The sequence below is a fragment of the Leptospira johnsonii genome, from assembly GCF_003112675.1.
GTDB classification, from domain to species: Bacteria; Spirochaetota; Leptospiria; order Leptospirales; family Leptospiraceae; genus Leptospira_B; species Leptospira_B johnsonii.
This window is the reverse complement of sequence record NZ_BFAY01000011.1, coordinates 1,655,366-1,674,911: the sequence shown is the minus strand read 5'-3', so window position 1 is coordinate 1,674,911 and position 19,546 is coordinate 1,655,366. Positions and strand designations below refer to the sequence as shown.

The following is a 19,546-nucleotide window of genomic DNA, read 5'->3' as shown; positions in this document are numbered from 1 at the left end:
AATTCTCCCTTGCCTATAACGATTTGCCTAGTCCGTCTTCTAGGAAAATAGGCGACTCCTTTCTCTGCAAGCTTCTAAATTTCCTTTTCGGATGTACTCGGAAAGAATTCGAATAGAGTCCAAATTCTCTTTTGCTTCTTCACCCAAAATCCGTTTGATATGTTTTGTTTCGAAAGAAGAAAGTTTTCCGTCGAAGGAACATGCAATACATAATAATCTTAGACAAGCCTTCCTTTCTTCCTTAGATAATTGGGAAACCAAACTTCCGAACGTATCCAGATCATCCAAGGATCCATTGTAAAAATTCAAACCGAATCCTTTATGCATCTTGATAAGCATGTATTCCAAATTGGGATGGAATCCTTGTGTGAATACGACCGAGTTTCCTATCGCGGCCAAGAAGGCTACCTTTGCTTCTTTACTGAGTCTATCCGTATTCTTTAATATTTCGTCCGTGACTTCTCTTGCTATGATCCTGGAAAGTAGCCTGATCCTAAGTTCTTTTAAGATCAAATACATGACCACTCCGTCCCAGATCGCTGTGATTGGAGCGGCAATATAGTCCGCATACACTCTTAGAGAGTTTCTTGCTAAAATTTTTCGGAGGACAATCTTTGCGAGCAGGTTAGAAAGTAAAACTTTTGTCTTATAAAAGAATGTTCTTATAAGCAAACTTCTTTTGTCCGTTAGTCGTAACGGATCTATTCCTAATAGTTTTAGATCGGGATCCGGAATTTCTAAGGCCATTCTGGAAAGTAGATTTGCGTTCCCGGTTACAAGGTCGGGATCTTCTTCTAATTGGATCCCTGAAAGTTTTGTAAGTTTATATGCGGCCCATAATCCTAATTTATAGAGTAGGTAAAATTCTACTATGGTCCCGATGGCGAGCGCTCCTCCCGCATAACTCCATTTTTCTATAAACTCAGGGGAGAATACTTCAGGAGATTCCGGAAAAAGTTTCTCTACTAAGATAATAAAATAAGTAGTCCAAAATCCGATCTGCAATCCTAAGAAGGAGGACCACCAAATGACCCTAGTGCTTTTAGGAAAGAAGTCAGGGCTTGGTCCCAGTATTTTTTCTTCTTCCTTCTCCCCATTGACATAATTCCGGAGAACTTGGATGCCCCATTTTTCCAAAACACCTGGTTTATAATCTGAATAAGATTCGGCCCTTACATTCATCAGAAGGACGATCGGATATCAAAATCGGAGTCAAGTCAACTCAATGGCGGAACCTTCCGGGGAGTTTTCCGGGTCTCATGTCCAATTGGTCGAGTTTTCGTTCCCAAGATTTCATTCTTGACCATGATTTTCCGAAGATAGATATTAGAATTATGGCGTTCTCAAAACCGTTTATTTCCAAATTATTCCCTGCATTTGTCGGCCTAATCGCCTCGGTCGCGGTGCTTGTGTCTTGCAATACGGGTGATACTAATAAAGTTGATCTAACAGTTACCGGAACCGACGGCTCCACCTTCCCTATCCAGGGAGAGATCGATAAGGACAAGACCTCCAATTGTGGGACTGCAGCTCCTTATTCCAGTTCCAGCAGCGGGACTACTACAGGAACTACGACAGGCACAGGTTCCACTACGAATTTATTTACAATCAATTCCAGGATGTATTTTACTACAGGAGCATTCGTAACCTTGAAATTCGTTTACGATGCGACTCAAAACCAAGGGACTGTGGACGCTCAACAAGGATTCTCCTTCTCCGGTCTGCCTGCTTTGGGAATCTCACCTGTGGTAGCAAACTACGGAAAAATTTTCTGGGGAGGAAGCGGAGTTCCTGTGGATACTGGAACGTCTAGCACTCAGGCTCTTTCCTATTTGACAGTTACCTTGGATTTAGTCGGGAACAAAGTAACAACCGGATCTGCAGGTCTTGCTTTGACCCAATGTTATACTACAGACTTCATCAACTGTACTTCTGCAACTTCTTCCAGTATGTGTTATACCCAAGACGGTTTAAAATGTTATAATACGAATACTGCCAGCGGTCCTACTGTTTCTATCAAAGGTGATATCAACTGCACAAGTAACGCGATCCCTTCCGGGTCTTCCTCAACTACCGGCCAATAATCGAAAGTTTAGATCGGATGAAAAAAGCCGTAGTAATTTTACTACGGCTTTTTTATGTACATTTCATTTTCAATTGCGCTAAAGAAATATCCTGAATGGGATAAAAATGAAGAACAAAACTCGATTAATTTATTTTTTTATAAATCAATTCGCCCTTTTAGTCCAAAACGAATTTGACCGTTATGCGCTTTAGAAAATCATACTACTCTTAATCACCCTCAATAAGGACAAAAATGAATCGTAAAACCGCTTTCCTAATCGCTTCGGCGTTAGTAATGTTTAACTGTGCTTTCCCTGCTACCAGAGAAGGAATGAGAGTTACAGACTTTAAAGCTCCCAAAAAAGTCGGAGATAAAATCTATATCAACGAATCCGTAGGCGGAAGTACTACTTTACCTTTTTGGATGTCAAAAATATCGGACGAAGAATTTACTGCTGCAGTAAAAGAATCTGTAGCAGCTGCCGGCCTTTTCGAAACCCTCGAAGAACAATTCGGGAACAATTGGCATCTTAAAATTGAGATTGTAGATGTGGATCGACCTTACTTCGGGACAACTTTCACAGTAAAAACGAAAATCAAATACACTCTGTCAAAAGGAACTCAGGTAATCCAAGAGCTTTTAGTAGACGAATCCGGAGAAGCTACAATGAGCGACGCTTTAGTCGGGGTTAAAAGAATGCGATTGGCAAACGAAAATTCCGCAAAGGCAAATATTAAAAAATTCTTGGAAGAAGTTTCCAAAGTACAAGTAAAAACCGGCAAAAAATAATAATTTCTCGAACTAGACGAAACGGGTTTGTTTCGTCTAGTTTTTATAAAGCAGACCTGAAATCACACTTCCATCAATTTGCGGAATTGTTCTTTAACAAGAGCGCCTTCGTTGGACTCAGGATAGGATTTTAGGAAGCCCAATAGACCTTCCACATCGGAAACGAATTCTTCGTTTAAACTTTTTCGAATATTATACCTGTTTAATAAGGAGAGAATGACTAAATCGTCATCCGAACTCCTTTCTTCCTTCGCGAATAAAGAATGAGCCAGTTTTTTGTCGTTCTTGTCCGCGATTTCCAGCAACTTCAGGATAGGATATGTATACAAACCGTTGCGGAAATCTTTTAGAGGGATTTTTCCCGTTTGGTCTCCTGCCTGGAAATAATCGATCGCATCATCCTGCTTTTGGAATAAAGAACCTAAGCGGATGCCGAACTCGTGGAGTTTTTTTCTGGTCTTTTTGGGAACTTCTGCCAATATTCCCGCTGCTTCTGAGACAGCTCCGAATAATGATGCGGTTTTTCCGTAGACTACTTTATTATAGATATCTAATGTAATTTTGGGATTTTTCTCCCATTCCATCTGGATTAGTTCGCTGATGGAAAGGTCCTTGATCACAGTCGTGAACAAGTCCATAAGATCCGGAGAACCTAAGCTGTTTAGATGGTCAATCCCGCAGGCGAGAAGATAATCTCCGGCAAGGATAGAAGTCTTGTTCCCGAATTTGGAAGGAACACTTGGCATTCCTCTTCTAGTCTGGGCCTCATCCACCACATCGTCATGAAGAAGGCTTGCCGCATGGATCAGCTCCGCGATCGCACCTACGTCGGAGTATTTTTCTCCCTTATAACCCAAGATCTTACAAAGGCAATAATGTAGAATAGGACGTATCCTTTTTCCTCCGGAACGGATCGTATATTCTTTGATCTCGGCCAGAATGCGTAGATCTTCGTCTATGATATCTTTTAGTTTTTTATCGAACTTACGGACTAAGAGATCCTTCAATCCTTTTGCTTTCACGCGGGTTTCCTGTTACGACAGTATTTAGAAACGAATTTTCGGCTCAAGCAGTAAAGGAAGCGAGGAGAGAGGTTCGGAGCCAATTTATGGTCAAGGTTTCCACTTATTGTCCAGGGCAAGAAGATGACGGGAAAGGATCTTTTCCATATCTCTGTCCTCTTTTTTGCGGTAGATATGAATGAGGTTGCGAAACATTCTTTTGAGAATTGTCAAACTACTCGCATGAGTGAAATATCTTTCATGGGCCTGGAATCCGTTCGCTTTTAGAAAACGAATACAGGTAGAACGATCCAACATCACACCGCCGTGATAAGAATCAATATACGTTTGGAATTCGGAAGATTCGAAATGTAAGAGAAAATGCAGAGGCATATTGACCCCATATAAGGGGAGTTGTAATCTATGCGCCACTAACAGATAGATAACTGAAAGAGAAATTGGGATCCCTTTTTTAGAAGAGAATACCTTGTGAAGATAAGAATTGTTCGGGTCCTCGTATTGATCGTGATTTCCGCCGAAACCTTCTTCCTGAGAGAGCACTCTGGTTAAAAAATGCACCTTGACTTCGTCGGAAGCGAGGTCCTCGTTCAGGTCTACTAACTCTTCGACTCGAATCGCTATCTTATCCAGGTACGTTCTGAACTCCAAATAAGAAAGATCCGAATCAATGACAGAAGAAAGTAGAAACACACCTTCTTCAAGATCGTCATAATGATTTGGATGACCCTTCTCAGCTAAGATAGAATAACGATAACTGATCCTTTCCGAATGGACCGCAGCACTTACAGACCGTGCAAACACTCTGAGAGTCGGATCTTTTAGCTCATCTGCAATGTCTTGAACTCTAACTTGCCAAGGGATCATGCTAGCGATCTCTTTTATGATCCTAGATTTATCTTGAAGAGAAGAAAATTCCAACTGATAGAACTTATCCTCGATCTTATCGGGAGGAAAAGGAACTGTACCGAAGAAAGAATCGGAGGATTGCATATCTATAAAATCTAATTTCAAAAACGAAAGTCAATTCGGATCTGATAGATCTAAATAAAAAAAGGATGAGTACTATAAGTAAACTATGTCTTCCATCTTTTTCGAACGCACCTGTTTAAGTGATCGGAAAATGAATGAGACTTTTGTTATGTTAAGAGAAATGTTCGGGTTAGAAAAATTTCTTTTTCTAACCCAAGAGGATTAAACGGTTACTTGTTCTAATTCTTCCAATGCTTTCTTTTCTTGTTCAGCATTTGGAGGAGTTCCATGCCATCCTGGATTATTTTCCATGAAGGAGACACCTTTTCCTAGTACTGTATCAAAAAGGATAATGGTAGGAGAGCCTTTATGAGACTTTGCCTTTTCGAAAGCCGAAATAATGGATTCGATATTATGACCATCTGCTTCTAATACATTCCATCCGAATGCAGCAAACTTTTTGTTAAGAGGCTCCAGATTCATTACGTCTTTGGTAAATCCATCGATCTGTATCCCGTTCTTATCCATAAACGCAATCAAGTTATCGGTTTTATAATGAGCAGCGGATTGAGCTGCTTCCCAGGTCATACCTTCTCCACATTCTCCGTCAGAAATACATGCATATACTTTGTAGTCTTTTTTAGAGAGTCTCGCTCCCAAAGCGATCCCGACTGAAATGGAAAGTCCTTGGCCCAAGGACCCGGAAGAACTTTCGATCCCTTTTAAATAACGGGTAGAGGGATGTCCCTGTAATTTGGAGTTTATGTTCCGAAAGGTAAGAAGTTCAGATTCAGGAAAAAACCCGGCTTGGGCCATAGCAGCATAACGTACTGCGCATACATGCCCGTTGGAAAGGATCAATCTGTCCCTGTCTTCCCAATCCGGATCGGAAGGTTTATGGTTTAGGACCTTTTTGTATAATACTGCGTAAATATCCGCTAGTCCCAGAGGCCCTCCCGGGTGACCGGATTTGGCAGCAGTGACCATTTTGATCACGTTTTTGCGGATATTATTAGCGAATATTTTGATTTCTTTGGTGTCTTCCATGGTTGCAAAGGCTCCGTATTAATTAGAGCGGAACAGAAATAGTCCCGAGAGATAAACGAGTGTGTATAATGGTAGAAAAATAAAATGAAGCTTCCTATGGAATTCTTTTTTTCTAGTTAGTCCGGACCAACCCATGAGTAACATCAGGACCAGGGTAAATGCCGCAATAGCTCTGTGAATATCTATATACAGTTTATCTACTGTGGCAATCAGGCCTGCCTGCTCTATCCCTTCTCCCAAATACTTTAAACCGAGCAGATAAAACGCGGTCACCAGATTGAAAAGAATACCTCCCGAATTAAAAATCCGATGAAGTCGATTGTTCCGAAAACGAAACCAATACCCTGTATAAAAAAAGAGGATCGAGAGAGTCATTCCGGCATTTATCAGAAAAAGAGACATCTGTCCAAAAGACAATAATCGAAAGCAGGAGAAAATCCTTTTTAATCGATTGACCCGACAAAATGGTTTCGAAAACTGTCTCTGAACGCTGCCTTAGCTCAATTGGTAGAGCAGCTGATTTGTAATCAGCCGGTTGTGGGTTCGATTCCTATAGGCAGCTCGTTCATTTTTCGAATAAGATTGACCGGCCACCCTGAGCAAAAATAATGGCTTTCAACAACGGGTAGGTACTCAAGCGGTCAACGAGGGCAGACTGTAAATCTGCTGGCCCAGCCTTCGAAGGTTCGAATCCTTCCCTGCCCAAAAATTTCTTTCTTTCCCCTTAAAACAAAATCCTAATATACCAGAAGATCCGGAAGGATTCGAAGCTTGCAACCGTGAGCATTCATAGCGACCCGTAGGGAGCGTAAATGAATGCGACTCGAGCCCATGGATGGCGAAGAGCGCAAGAAAGACGCCGTGGAGCCCAGTCGAGCAGGATGCGAGACTGCGTAACGGCGAATCCGCATTTCTAATTTTACTCAATATTCCGCGAATCCTTTATTTGGAACCTCCAGCCCAACCAAGGTCTCATGTATAACAAGAGTAGCTCCATGAAAATCAAAAAAGAATTCGTTACACCTTATTTAGTTTTTATCTTCCTTACCGTCGGGGTCACGGGTGTCTTGATGTTCTTTCATATCTTGGATGATTATACGAAAGTTGTTCATGAGTTCTTGGGGCTAAGCTTCGTTGTTTTTGCGATTTTGCATATACGAATGAATTGGAGTAATATCAAAAATTACGCGAAGAAGCGGCAACTTCTTCTTCCGAGTATTGCGATCCTTATTCTTTCAGTCGCGTTTATTGTTGGCGGGAAAATACATGGGAATTTGGAAGACCAGATTTTGGAAAAATTCGCAAAGTCCCCTGTATCAGATTCTTTCAAACTATTGAACGGAGACTATCAGAAAGCAGCAGAAATATTGAAGAAGAATAATATTATTATAGATGATCCTTCTGATTCTCTGGAAGAGATCAGCGCCAAAAATAAAAAATCTCCAGAAGAAATAGTAGAATTAATTTTGAAGTGATCTCGCACATGAATTTCAACATATAAACCAAAACTTATAGATCTTACATTCAGAAAGTAATCATCGCAGAGCTAGACTCTTAATTCTTATTCCAAATCACGTAAGAAGGTTTTACCGAAACCACAAAGTATTTATCCTTTATACGGATCTCTGCGTAAGCACGATTTAGAATTTTACGATATACTATATATTCCAGATTCCAAGGACCAGGCTCGGAAGAAGGACCCAAAATTTTTGGTTGTGCGAGCTCTCCATTCGATTCGGATTCAGTTCCGTTTTTCCAGACCCATTTTACGGAAAGAGGGAGATAAGCAGGATCTGCAAATGCGAAGCTAGCTTCTTCCTCTTCTTCTGCTACGATAGAAAGTAATGTTTCCAAACTTCCTGGAGAGACTTCCTTGCAGAATTGAGGTTGGATGGAAGGAGTCCCGAAGAATGGCCTACGGATCACCTTACATAAATATTTTGCTCTGTCCGGAACTACAAGATCCGCTTCTTTATCACGAGCATCCCAAAAAGGAAATTTATTTCTGTTCTCCGGAGGAATGAGCTTATTTAAAATATCTGCAGACTCTGAATCTTCTTCCGAGTCGTCGTCTTTGTCGGAAATTTTGGCGCCTACTTGTTTTAAGAATAGATCGATCGCTTCTCTACCGCCGCCTTCGAGTGCATATGCAAATACTGGGTCTGGATTTTCTCTCATCAGAATCTTGAGAGCCGGCAAATAACTTTGAATCCAATCCCAGTTACCAGACTGGCAAATCTTCTTCATTAAAATTTCGGACTCGTCTCCTGCATTGAAAGAATCTCCGATCATTGTGCAGGCTTCTTTCTTTCTATCCATGATCAGAAGATTTTTTGCAGTCTCCCATTTTCCTCTTTTGGAAGATGCGTAGGTCCCGCTTGTCAGAAAATATCTGGTGCTTGATTCGAATTTTCCACTATGTCTGAGAAACTTCGCGTATAAGAATAATAGATCGGATTTGGATTCGTTGCTTAATTCTTTGAATCTTCCGGAGAAAAACACTCTTCTGTAAGGTGTTCCCTTTCCGGATTGGATAGAAGATCCCACCCAAAGCGGAAGCGCCTCATCTTTTGTCAGGACATCTTTGGAGAAAAGATAAAAGAATACGTTATCCCATCCTTCGAAATCCTTTTGTTTCATTTTTAAAGAATAACAAAGACGTATCAAAGAATGATTCTCTTTTTTGGACAATACTCTATAAGGATCAGGAGGAGTGGGCTGGATCAGTTCTCCAGTTTCCGGATGCACTGTCGGTTCCGGTGCTTCCCAAACTGGAGTTTCTTTAGAACATGAATTTATAACGGCCAATAAGGAGAACGGTGTGACTCCTAATCCATCCGAAAGTGTTTTTACTAGAGAGGACCATTCTCCCTTTTTATTTTTCAAACTTCCTGCTCTAGTTTGGTATTGGACCGCAGGAATGTATTTATTAAATTTTTCGTATAGAAAGTAAAGCCTGGAAGACGCAGTTTTTTTAAAGTCCCCTATGCCGGAAGATCGGACTACTTCTTCGTATAATGGGATCGCAAATATCGGAGAAAGTTTTTCTAACTCGTAAGCTTCTTCGTAAGAAACCCCGAAGCTCAAACTCGGGAATAGAGAAAATACCAGAAAGAAAAGGATCCCGATCTTTCTTTTAGAAAACATTCTTCAAAAGCTCCTGTTTTGCATCCGACTTATGGGTCAGAGGACAGGTTTCCGCAGGAAGATGGGCCGGATGAAATAATTCGCTGGTCTTCTTAGGACAATCCGGACCGGGAAGTTTTCCGGATTCAGGACAGATATCCATACTCACCGCTCTTTGGGAGTACTGGTATTTTTTTCTTTCTTCTTTATCGCCCGATTCTGCGGAATCGAATAGTTTAGCGATTGTTCCCCATAGAGGGGCGGCAATTGTTCCGCCTAACGCAGAACTTCCCATCCCAAAACCGGGAGAATCGTAACCCAACCAGACCGCCATGGAAATTCCAGGTCTCACTCCTACGAACCAAGCATCTCTATGCTCGTTTGTAGTCCCGGTTTTTCCGGCGACTTCTCCCCTATAGCCTGTGTTGCGGACGCCTGCATGATTTGCGCTTCCATGCAATAGGTCCACCATGATCTCCGCAGTAGGCGGTGTGATCGCTTTTCGAGTCTGGGGCCATTTTAAATTGAATTCGTCCTGGTCCTTTCTTTGGTAAACCACGTTACCCGCTCTATCTACCACTTTTTCGATCAAATGAGGTCGAATTATATTTCCGTCGTTTGCAAATGCAGAATATGCAGAAGCCATTTCTAAGGGAGAAAGCTCCAAGGAGCCTAATGCCAAAGAAAGATCTCGCCTAAATCTATTCTTTAATACTTTCTCTTCAGGAAAGAAAAATCTTTCGAATGCGCTTGATATCTCGCCTAATCCTAGTTTTTCGGCGATCTGGACTGCCGCAGTATTTTTGGATTTTGCTAACGCTATTCTAAGAGAAATATCTCCGTCGTATTGATTTCCTATATTTTCAGGCATCCAATTCGAAACTGAATTTTTATAGATCAAAGGTGCATCTAAGATATGTGTCGCTGGATTTGCGATCCCTGAATCAATCGCTTCCGAATACAGGATCGGTTTGATTGTGGATCCTGTTTGCCTGTACATTCCGGTGGCTCTTGGGAATTGGTTATCCGATTTGAATTCCGTTCCCCCATGTAAAAGAAGAACATCTCCTGTCTGAGGATCCACTGCTACGACTGCAGCCTGCAATCCGCTATCTCCTCCGGTCACAAATCGATCCGTGTCGATGAATAATTCCAATGCGGGAGAAAGTTCCGCCACTAAATTCCGGAAAGGATTTACATCCGCATTTTTACCGTTCTCCGTGAGCCTGTTTCGTCTAACCTGTCCGCTCTTTAAAAGATTTTCCACATGTGTTTTGATCACCTTTTGCAATTCCGCCTGAACAGGCTGAGAAATTGTGGTATAAACTGAAAATCCTCCACTTTCATAGATATTCGTATCCGGATACATCGTTTGCAGGAATTTTCTTACATGTTCCGTTACGTAAGGAGAATCATCTTTACGATTTCCATATACTGTCTCTCCCGGAGAACGAGTATTAAAAGCCTGATAGATCTCTTGGATCGTAGGCCTTAGATCTTCTTTTAATGCTCCGTCATTCTCCAGAGATCGGAGGATAGCCTCGACCCTTCCGGAAGATAGATCAGGATTTTTTAATGGAGAATAACGATTAGGAGCAGATGCCAAAGAAGCCAGAACGATCATCTCTGCCACATTCAAGTCTTTCGGTTTTTTCCCAAAATAGAACTCGGATGCACTTGCAAACCCGAATGCTCCATGGCCCAAATACACATTATTCATATAATGTAATAGGATCTTTTCTTTATCTAAGGAAGATTCGAGAGCATAGGCAAGTTGGGCTTCTTTCAACTTTCTTCCCAAACTTTTTTCACGATCGTTCAGAAGGATACGGGCCAACTGTTGTGTGATGGTAGATGCGCCTTGTTTAAACCGAAAACTAATTACGTTTACAAAAAATGCACGAAGCACTGAAGAATAATGGATTCCACCATGAGAAAAGAAACTGCGGTCCTCAACAAGTAGTACCATTCTTTTCAAATTCTCAGGATATGCTTCCCATTCTAAATTACTGGTTTTTTTACCGAAAATTTCGGAAACTTTTCTGCCATCCCTATCATAAATAACTGTAGGTTGATGAATATAAAAAATACTTAATAGACCTGGGACTTCTGCTTCTCTTTGGATGACTCCCATCCAGAAAAAGATCAGGAACACCAATGCTAAAGGTAATGGAATAACAATGAGCCAGATATTCGGGCGGAATTTAGGAAATTGGAACCTTCTTCCCCTCTCCAATAATCTTTCGGATAAGGTTTTGATCGGACGATGGAAAGCCGTAGGAGATTCGGTTTCGGTCCTGACTCTTTGGAACCAAGGACGATCTTCCGAATGATTTTTAGACCAGGATTCTTTCCAATTTTGCCATTTGGTTTGCAAACCTTCTAAAATACCGGCGAGCGGAGATTCCTTCGGAACTTCTTTTTGAATGGGATGAATGGCAGGTCGTTCTCTTTCTTGAAATGTTGGAGGTCCAACAGGCGGTAGCGGCGTCTCCTCTTTGGGAGATTGTTTTTCTTCTATAGTTTCAAGAGGAGAAGATACGTATTTGACTAATGCTTTCTGCCCGCAACGATAACAAGTGAGTTTAAAAACAGTCCCTGTAGGAACTCCTTCCGGCAGCCTGGAAACAGTTCCGCAAGAAAGGCATTCGAACTTAGTTTCTGTAAGAGTGCGGACCTTGGTTTCCAACATCTCTATTAATGTCGGAGAGATCCGCTTACCCTACAAGCAAGAAAGTGTTTATGGCACCGGTTTTCTTTCGGTGATTACCAGGAAATCCGCCAATTTCCAATCTTCTTCCTGAAAACTTTTGCCTTCTTCCGAAGGAAAAATACTGACTGTCAAAACATTCAGGCCCATCTGTTTCAGCCTATATGTCAGCCCTAAACTTCTATCAGAATGAAATCTTCCGTTCACATGCACGATCTTTCTTTTTAATAAGAAGTGTGCCTCCGCAATCGAGTCCGCCATAGAAGCGTCCCAAACATATTGGGCATCTATAAACTTTTGTTTGTCCGGAGAAAAACCTGTAGGTGCATGTTCTGCGATCATTGCAGAGAGAAGCTCTTCGTATTCTTGTTGTCTGAATAAATTATAAGTATATCTGGGCGGAAGAAAAGGAGATCTGATCTTGTACAAAGAGTCCAAACCTTGATGAGATACCAGGTTCACATATTTCCTGGGAGCGTTAGCCGCAAGCACTGGCAGATTTTTTTCTTTAGCAAAAGAAACCATCGGATGATAATCTGTTTGGTAATTCGGCCAAAATTTTCCCGAATTCAAAAAACCTCTTTCAGTGATCTCTCCTTTGCAATATTCATCCACAGATCTTTGCTGATCCTTCTCCAGCATCTCTAAGGAAAGGAGGGTAGAATATGCAGAGGTCAACTTTTTGAACGCCTCCAATTTCCAAGCATGTCCAACTTTATCGTTATGCTCTTCCCCGAATATGATGACATCTGCATCCTTCGCCTTCTCGATGATAGACGAAAGATCCACCTTGGATTTACTTTTTGAATCGTAGATTTCAGGATTAAAAGTTTGAGAGAATAATAAAGAAGGAAAAAGAAGAAGGATGCATAAAACACGAACCGACATGAAACTAGTTTGTAAATCGAAAGAAAAAAGAAAAGAACTTAAATAGGTATTAGAAGGTTGTAAATCGATCGACAAAGATACAATAGATTAGATCTTCCTACCTGTTTTTAACGAGGTGAAAATGAATACGGAAATCGTTACGATCAAAACAGCTCATGGAGAAATGCAGACATTTGTGGCTTATCCGGATTCTTCTCCTTCTCCTTGTATTTTAGTATTACAAGAGGCTTTTGGAGTAAACGATCATATCAAAGATGTCGCAGTCCGGTTCTCCAAGGAAGGTTATATTGCAGTCGCTCCAGAACTTTATTATAGGACTGCACCCCCAGGATTTGCTGGAAGTTACGAAGATTTCATGGCATTAAAACCTCATTTCAGCCAACTGACCCCTGAAAATTTGCAATCGGATCTGAATGCTGTCTTGGATTGGATCAAATCAAATCCTAAAAGTATCTCGGATAGAATTGCTAGTATTGGCTATTGTTTAGGTGGATGGGTTTCCTTTTTAGCAAATTCGCTTTTTACTTTCAAGGCTGCGGTTTCGTATTACGGATCTAGAATAGTCCAAACCTCGGAAGAATATTCTCCTAAACAAAATTCACCTTTACTTTTGGTTTGGGCAGGAAAGGACAGAAGTGTAAAACAAACACATATCGCTGCGATCTCTGAATTGTTAAAGAGATCAGGAAAAAATTTCGTGGAGTTGTTTTTTTCAGAGGCAGAGCACGGGTTCTTCTGCGACGCAAGAGCGGCGTACCATAAAACTTCTGCCGCTCAAGCGTGGGCAATCACATTAGCTTTTCTGAAAGAACATGTATAGGAACTCCTACATCTCGATTGGAAATTCAATGATCGCTGTTGGAATTCCTACATCACATACAATAAAATTACTCAAAGAGTGCGGCTCCCCTATTTTAGGACCTTCTCAATTTCATCCGTGACTTCTTTGCTATCCGGTTCTATTCCGGAACGGAATCTTGCCACGATCTTACCTGTAGGAGAGATCAGGAATTTTTCGAAATTCCATTTTACATCTCCTGGGTCCGGAGAACTAGAAGTGAGATAGGTATATAGAGGATGCTGGTCTTCTCCCTTCACGGAAATTTTGGACATCATATCGAAGGTTGCGCCCTTTTTCACTCTACAGAATTGTTCTATCTCTTCGTTGCTTCCCGGTTCTTGGGATAGAAAATTATTCGCAGGAAAGCCTACGATCTCCAAACCCTTGTCTTTATATTTTTTGTAAACCTTTTCCAAGTTCTCATATTGGTAGGTATACCCACATTTAGAAGCTACGTTTACAATGAGTAAGGTTTTGCCTTTGTATTTGGAAAGTACCACATCCTTTCCTTTGATATCCTTTACAGTAAAATCATATACAGCCTTAGGAGCGGCGAATAAAGAAGAAGAAAAGATCAATAAGGAAAGTAAGATCAAAACGGATTTGAAAGCCATAGTGGAATCATACCCGAGTCCCGGAAACAGGTCCATCCGTTTCCGGGATTTTCTTTCGGTCTTAAACAGGTTTTTTAAGAGAAGATCGTTTTATTGCAAAACGAACTCCTTGGAAGTTCCGGTGAATTTTTTGTAAGTCCAGAAAACTCCCCAGAATTGTTTCGCCAAACCGTTGTATACAACTCTGTAAGTCCCGGCTTGCTGATTACGTATCAACCAAGTGATCGTAACTTCAGATGTTGCAGAAAGATCTCCACCTGTCCTCGCCCAATCATATGCAGTATACGGATTATTATCGTTGGCGACTGTCGTCCAAGAACTTCCGTTCTTCTTTTGGATTTCCAAATATGTGTAGGTATTCGGATCATAATAAGAAGATAGAGATCCATCTAGTTTTTTATCCTGAACCACTCTTGGATGTGATCCTTGGAATTTGACTGTAACAGTATCCTTAGTTCTGTTGTAGGAAGAATTGGCATCAGTCAGAACTTTTCCAAAATCTCCTCCGTCATTCACTATACCGTTTTGGGATAACCAAGTTTGTATAAACTGTTGGCCGGAAAGATCAGGAGGATTCGGCCCGGCTGTCGTCGAACGATTTGCTACTATATCTTTTGCTATCCGATCAAACTCTTGGATCAATGCTGCGTTTGCCCAAGGACCATAAGCAGTAAAACCACCTTCGAAGTTTTGAGCGGAATATTCTTCTCGAGTAGTTAGATACTGAGCGTAAGCATTTGCCATCGCTCCTACAACCACGTTGGAGATCCCCGCCGGAGCAAGAGTACTCGTTAACTTTGCTTTTAACCTTCTTCCTGCATTCGTAGTAACTTCGAAAGGAGAAGCCACAATCGCAGTGTTTCCAATGGTAATCACTTGTAACGGAAGAACTACCGGAACAAAAGGCACCTGAGGATTCGGGAACCAGAAATTATCCACTTCTCCCACAGGAAGAAGAGTGAATTTTTCCTTATCACATGCCTCATACTTTGTGGAACCCAATGCCAATTGAGCGAGCGGCCATAGATAGCCCAGGATCTGAGCAGCGCCGCTTAAATTGGTCAAAGAATAATTCTTTTTAACCCAGGCTCCATTCTCAAAAACGAAATTGTTCCGGATCTCACCTTCTTTTGCAAACTCAACAGGTGCACCTTCTTCGTCTCCCGCCAAAAAGCCGCCGCCGATCGTTGCCACACAGGTTGTATTTCCAGTACCAGTATCCCAAGGCATGGAGAAGGTCCCGATATAAGAAGGATCTACAGCAATTTTATTATTCCAAACTACGTGAGAATGTCTGTATCCGATATTCCCCGTGAGAGTCGTACTAGCTGCATTATATAATTCTAATGCCCTACTACCTTGTTTTGTTCCATGAACGATAGGATTTTCTAATGTATCTAGACTTGGATCTATATCATTCGGTCTTAAGAAAGGTTTTGTGATATCCGTAGGATCTGGAGTATTCGGACTCACATCTCCCATCGGCCCCTGAGGAAATGCAGCCACGAAGTTTCCGCCAAATGTGTTTTCCACCAGATAAGAAGCGTAACCCTTATTGTCTCCATGAGCCCTACGATTAGTAATTCCGAGAGAAGTTCCGTGAACAGCAAACCAGTTTAGCAATCCGATCGGAGAACCATCCGTACCCTCAAAACGAAGTAAACTCATTGTTTCGTTTATATTCGTAGGGTAGTTTGCCTTGTCTAAATTCCAGTTATAAGCCGCAGAAGATCTATTATTCGCAAAATTGGAAAGATTTCCCGCAACAAACTTGATCCTTGCTTCTCTTCTATTATTATAAGCCGCCTTAATAGAATCTGCGATACCGTTCACTACTATATTATAATGAACTTTATCAAAACCGATCACTCCGTTGAATAGATTGAATAAAGTGTACCAAGAAATATTAGAAGGAGCGGAATGTGTATGTGTCGCGAATAAAAGTATATTATCATTATTAAACGCAGATCCATAACCGTCGGCCTGTAATTTTTTAACAACCCCCATCTTCACACCTTGGTACATATGGATCATATCGTTAGTAACGATAACCACTCGCCCTCCGCCGGGACGTTCTATTACAAATGCTCTGGAATAAAGCCTCATCGCCAAACCAGACATCTCGTCACCCGGACTATTATACCCGGTGCTAGACTGCACAAAAGGTCCGGTAATATCAGCCTTTGCGGCTCCTACCAAAAACACATCCGCAGGAGTAGATGTAGGTAGAGCAAGACTGTTCAAAATGGGATTAGAGCCGGACTCCTTTGATCCATTAGAAGAAACGGCCAGTTCTAACAATTTATCGTCGTCCGATTTCTGATCACAACCTGTTAGGATGAGGATCAGAGCCAATGCCAAGGTCAAAAATTTCGAATATTCCTTTTTCATTTCCCTTGCCTCCACAGTTCACGAAGTGGCGTAACCGAAATTTAAGGAAGGTCAAATAATTTTTAGAAAATATGTAAGTAAACACATACGTTCGAAAAAACATTATAAATTTTTAATTTATTTCGAACGTAGCAGCATCAATCTAAGAATATTTTATAATTCAAATATAAGTGATCGGTACATCAGTGTAAGTGGAGGTATTTTATTTCTTAGCAATGAACCAATCGAAACTAAAACTAGCAACATTCGACTGAGTCTCATCAAAAAGTTCCACCCCAACAGTGAGTCCCGCTCTTCCCTTCCTTTCAAGTTGGGCCATAAAAGCGGACCATTCTTGCTCGTCGATGACTCCTTTGGAGACCACTCTGCCTTGGGCAGGCTTCTTATATTTCACTTCGGATTTACGCACTACCGGAATGATCTCAAAAGGAAGAGAAGCTACTCTTGAAAGTAGATATTCTCCTCCACTTCCTTCTGCGAGAGCAAATAACGCAGCAGCATGTCCTGAGCCAACATGGTTTTTGTAGATTGGTTTGTCTTCCATGACTAAGAGAGCATCCTCTCCCTGTTTAGGTCTGGAAAGTTGGATATGCACATTGAATGGTATGGACAAAACGTCGAATTTCTCTGTCATATGCCTAGTTAGAAATTACGTTCGTTTTATATCAAATCGAAAAGAACGCAGATTCTTGATTTATTCTTAGATTCGTTTGTAAAACGAACTTTTGGACTACTCCATATCCAGCATTTTCATCTGGTATTGTAATTTCCCCCTGGATATCTTCAAAAGCCTAGCGGCCTCAGATTTATTACCTTTACATTTTTGTAATGCTGTTTCTATCAATCTTCTGGAATACATGGAAACCAAAGGCTCGAACCCGGCTGCATAAGATCCGTTCGCAATAGGAATTTCCCCGATCTCTTCTCTCTGGGAGCTTTTCAATTCCAATAGCTCGGGAGGAAGATCCGAAATTTTAATATGATCACCTTTTAGATCTGCGAGAGTTCGGATAATACAGTTCTCTAATTCTCGGATATTTCCGGACCAAGGAAATTCCAAAAAAAGATCCATAACTTCTTCGCTGATATTAGGTTTATCCATTTCCATTTGTTTGGAATAATGTTCCACAAATCGATTTGTAAGAAATGGAATGTCGGATCTTCTTTCTCTTAAAGGTGGAATCCCGATCTCGAAAACATTGATCCTATAATACAGATCCTCTCTAAAAGTTCCCTTTGCGACCATCGATCTAAGATTTCTGTGAGTGGCAAAGATCGCTCTACATTCCGCCTTAAGTTCAGAACGACCTCCCACTTGTTTGTATTTACGTTCTTGCAATAATCTTAATATTTTAGGTTGGATCTCTATAGGCATCTCACCCACTTCGTCGAAAAATAAGGTCCCACCGTTAGCCTCCGCGACGAGTCCAGCGTAATCGGACTTTGCATCGGTAAATGCTCCTCTTACATAGCCGAAAATCTGGCTTTCCCAAAGATTCGCCGGGACTGCAGCGCAGTTGATCGGCACAAATGGACTGTCTTTTCCTCTTCCTAATTCATGAAGAAGTCCTGCAATGATCTCTTTTCCAGTGCCTGTCTCCCCCGTAATCAAAACGGGCTGCTCTCTTCCGGAAATTCTTTCTACTCTATCTACTACCGCCTGCATACTTCTGGAAGCATATATTAAGGTCTTATTAGATAAGATCCTCTCCTGGGGAACTGCATCATAGATAGAATCCCTTTCTAAAATAGTTCTTTCTAAGTTGGAAGTATATTGTTGGAGTTCCTGCCTAGCCTCTCGAATGGATCGAACCATAGCATTGAATGCTTGGGTCAAGAGTCCGATCTCATCCTTATTGCGAACCTCTACTTCGACGGAAAGTTCTCCTCCTTCTACCCTATCCAAACCTTTTAATAAGGCAAATAAAGGATTTAAGATTGAGATCTTCATAAATATCAGAAAACCGAAAATCAATACGCAAAGACCTACGAAAAGTCGGATCGCCCAATCTAAAACATACCCATGAACAAAACTTCTATAAGAAGAATATTCAAGTCCCATCTCCGTATTATTTACAAAATTTTGATATACGATCAGAGGTTTTCCGGAAGAGGTCAAAATGAAAGATCGAACTCCTATAACTGCAGCACTCAGATCAGATTTGGAAGTATTCTCCCCTATCTTAGAAAGAAAAACGGAGTCCTTTGGAGGAGATGATAGTTTTGCATTTTGTAATACATTTGTCTGGATACTATCGTATTCGTTCTCTATCGCCTTGCTTAATCCGCCCGACATCACCTGGGTCACGGACAACGCCATTGCAAGTACTATAGTTAGTATCCGTACGGTAAGAGAAGTTCTATGTCCTCCATAACTTACAAAAAAGATATGAAATACAAAAAAACCGGAGATCACAGAGATAGCTAGTGCGTTTACGAATACTTCTGCGCTTACCTGACCGAGCCGGAACAAGGTTAGATAGATCGTAGGTATCAAAAAATTCAGGAAGAAGGAGCCCAAGATCCCAGCAAGAGCAATCCTTTTCTGATCCTTGTTCTTTAAGATCTGTGCGATTGCGATTACGATCACACTTAGAACTAAGAATAATGAAATGATCGCAACGACTCTTCCCGGAAAAGTAGCGGTTAGATCCCAGTATTGTCCGTTAAATCTAAACGTTTTGACCGAGTCCTTTGTCTCCCATACGAACCAAAGAGAGATACACGCAGCGATTCCCAATTGGATCCTAAAAAGATAAGAAGAAACTTTAGGAAAAATTACGGATGGAAATTTTAGAAAAAATCTTTGGAAGAAAACGCCGGCGAATAATGCGGCAGAAACTGAGACCCATCTATGTAATGCTCCTCTTGGATCCGTTTCGATGGAAGCATATACGCAGGCAGAATATAAAAAGACCAAACATAAAAAGGAGAGCATCAACTCCCTGATCCCAGAGATCTTATTTTTTACACTCAGGCAATACACTACGCCTAAAATACATAGCAGTACTGCGATCAAAAAAGAAAGGGTCAGGAATTGGAGATACATGAAATAAAAGCGGAGTTTAAAAAGACCATTCCGAA

The 19,546-nt window shown here is 41.2% G+C and carries 16 protein-coding genes and 2 tRNA genes; 6 read left to right on the top strand and 12 right to left on the bottom strand.

All coding sequences use genetic code 11. The features are described from left to right. Nucleotides 1-39: 39 nt before the first annotated feature. Nucleotides 40-1,182, bottom strand: a complete 1,143-nt coding sequence (locus LPTSP_RS16690; RefSeq protein WP_108929773.1) for an LBF_2804 family protein — start codon at nt 1,180-1,182, stop codon at nt 40-42. A 152-nt stretch (nt 1,183-1,334) separates the two neighbouring features. On the opposite strand from LPTSP_RS16690, the gene LPTSP_RS16685 reads away from it, so the two are divergent. Both LPTSP_RS16685 and LPTSP_RS16680 read left to right on the top strand, forming a co-directional pair. Further along, the gene (locus LPTSP_RS16685) at nt 1,335-2,084 is read left to right on the top strand and encodes an LIC10920 family plasminogen-binding lipoprotein (protein ID WP_108929966.1); all 750 of its coding nucleotides are present in this window, start codon (nt 1,335-1,337) and stop codon (nt 2,082-2,084) included. A 233-nt stretch (nt 2,085-2,317) separates the two neighbouring features. Beyond that, complete coding sequence (locus LPTSP_RS16680; protein ID WP_108929772.1) at nt 2,318-2,854, top strand: hypothetical protein; 537 nt, start codon at nt 2,318-2,320, stop codon at nt 2,852-2,854. A gap of 62 nt (nt 2,855-2,916) precedes the next feature. Here the strand turns inward: LPTSP_RS16680 and LPTSP_RS16675 are convergent, their stop codons facing one another. The 4 genes from LPTSP_RS16675 to LPTSP_RS16660 form a co-directional block, all read right to left on the bottom strand. Then, nucleotides 2,917-3,876 carry a polyprenyl synthetase family protein gene (locus tag LPTSP_RS16675; RefSeq protein ID WP_108929771.1) on the bottom strand — a complete coding sequence of 320 codons (960 nt, stop codon included), beginning with the start codon at nt 3,874-3,876 and terminating at the stop codon, nt 2,917-2,919. A gap of 90 nt (nt 3,877-3,966) precedes the next feature. Then, nucleotides 3,967-4,866 carry a transglutaminase-like domain-containing protein gene (locus tag LPTSP_RS16670; RefSeq protein WP_167396467.1) on the bottom strand — a complete coding sequence of 300 codons (900 nt, stop codon included), beginning with the start codon at nt 4,864-4,866 and terminating at the stop codon, nt 3,967-3,969. Between the two features lie 201 nt (nt 4,867-5,067). After that, nucleotides 5,068-5,892 (bottom strand): transketolase, encoded by an 825-nt coding sequence (locus tag LPTSP_RS16665; protein WP_108929769.1) that lies wholly within the window; start codon nt 5,890-5,892, stop codon nt 5,068-5,070. Between the two features lie 18 nt (nt 5,893-5,910). Next, a complete protein-coding gene (locus LPTSP_RS16660; protein WP_108929768.1) occupies nt 5,911-6,294 on the bottom strand; it encodes a hypothetical protein in 384 nt (127 codons plus the stop codon). A gap of 87 nt (nt 6,295-6,381) precedes the next feature. Between LPTSP_RS16660 and LPTSP_RS16655 the strand changes: the two genes are divergently transcribed. The 3 genes from LPTSP_RS16655 (at nt 6,382) to LPTSP_RS16645 (ending at nt 7,367) form a co-directional block, all read left to right on the top strand. Further along, nucleotides 6,382-6,454, top strand: a tRNA-Thr gene (locus LPTSP_RS16655). 61 nt (nt 6,455-6,515) lie between these two features. After that, nucleotides 6,516-6,597, top strand: a tRNA-Tyr gene (locus LPTSP_RS16650). Between the two features lie 290 nt (nt 6,598-6,887). Beyond that, the gene (locus LPTSP_RS16645) at nt 6,888-7,367 is read left to right on the top strand and encodes a DUF4405 domain-containing protein (RefSeq protein WP_167396450.1); all 480 of its coding nucleotides are present in this window, start codon (nt 6,888-6,890) and stop codon (nt 7,365-7,367) included. A 79-nt stretch (nt 7,368-7,446) separates the two neighbouring features. Here the strand turns inward: LPTSP_RS16645 and LPTSP_RS16640 are convergent, their stop codons facing one another. From LPTSP_RS16640 to LPTSP_RS16630, 3 genes are read right to left on the bottom strand one after another with little or no spacing between them, the layout of a single operon-like run. Beyond that, nucleotides 7,447-9,039 carry a hypothetical protein gene (locus LPTSP_RS16640; protein ID WP_108929766.1) on the bottom strand — a complete coding sequence of 531 codons (1,593 nt, stop codon included), beginning with the start codon at nt 9,037-9,039 and terminating at the stop codon, nt 7,447-7,449. Continuing rightward, a complete protein-coding gene (locus LPTSP_RS16635) occupies nt 9,029-11,710 on the bottom strand; it encodes a transglycosylase domain-containing protein (RefSeq protein WP_108929765.1) in 2,682 nt (893 codons plus the stop codon). Before LPTSP_RS16635 ends, LPTSP_RS16640 begins: the two co-directional genes overlap by 11 nt. Before the next feature lie 48 nt (nt 11,711-11,758). Then, nucleotides 11,759-12,616, bottom strand: coding sequence for a ChaN family lipoprotein (locus tag LPTSP_RS16630; protein WP_108929965.1), 858 nt, complete (start codon nt 12,614-12,616; stop codon nt 11,759-11,761). A gap of 121 nt (nt 12,617-12,737) precedes the next feature. On the opposite strand from LPTSP_RS16630, the gene LPTSP_RS16625 reads away from it, so the two are divergent. Then, nucleotides 12,738-13,436: a dienelactone hydrolase family protein gene (locus tag LPTSP_RS16625; protein ID WP_108929764.1), complete on the top strand. Its 699-nt coding sequence runs from the start codon at nt 12,738-12,740 to the stop codon at nt 13,434-13,436. Nucleotides 13,437-13,525: 89 nt separating this feature from the next. On the opposite strand, the gene LPTSP_RS16620 is transcribed toward LPTSP_RS16625, so the two are convergent. The 4 genes from LPTSP_RS16620 to LPTSP_RS16605 all read right to left on the bottom strand — a co-directional run bounded on the left by LPTSP_RS16620 (nt 13,526) and on the right by LPTSP_RS16605 (nt 19,511). Further along, nucleotides 13,526-14,071, bottom strand: coding sequence for a glutathione peroxidase (locus tag LPTSP_RS16620; protein WP_108929964.1), 546 nt, complete (start codon nt 14,069-14,071; stop codon nt 13,526-13,528). A gap of 90 nt (nt 14,072-14,161) precedes the next feature. Then, complete coding sequence (locus LPTSP_RS16615; RefSeq protein WP_108929763.1) at nt 14,162-16,462, bottom strand: neutral/alkaline non-lysosomal ceramidase N-terminal domain-containing protein; 2,301 nt, start codon at nt 16,460-16,462, stop codon at nt 14,162-14,164. A 202-nt stretch (nt 16,463-16,664) separates the two neighbouring features. Next, nucleotides 16,665-17,096 (bottom strand): YiiD C-terminal domain-containing protein, encoded by a 432-nt coding sequence (locus LPTSP_RS16610; RefSeq protein WP_174704475.1) that lies wholly within the window; start codon nt 17,094-17,096, stop codon nt 16,665-16,667. A 96-nt stretch (nt 17,097-17,192) separates the two neighbouring features. Continuing rightward, nucleotides 17,193-19,511 (bottom strand): sigma 54-interacting transcriptional regulator, encoded by a 2,319-nt coding sequence (locus tag LPTSP_RS16605; RefSeq protein ID WP_108929762.1) that lies wholly within the window; start codon nt 19,509-19,511, stop codon nt 17,193-17,195. Nucleotides 19,512-19,546 lie beyond the last annotated feature (35 nt).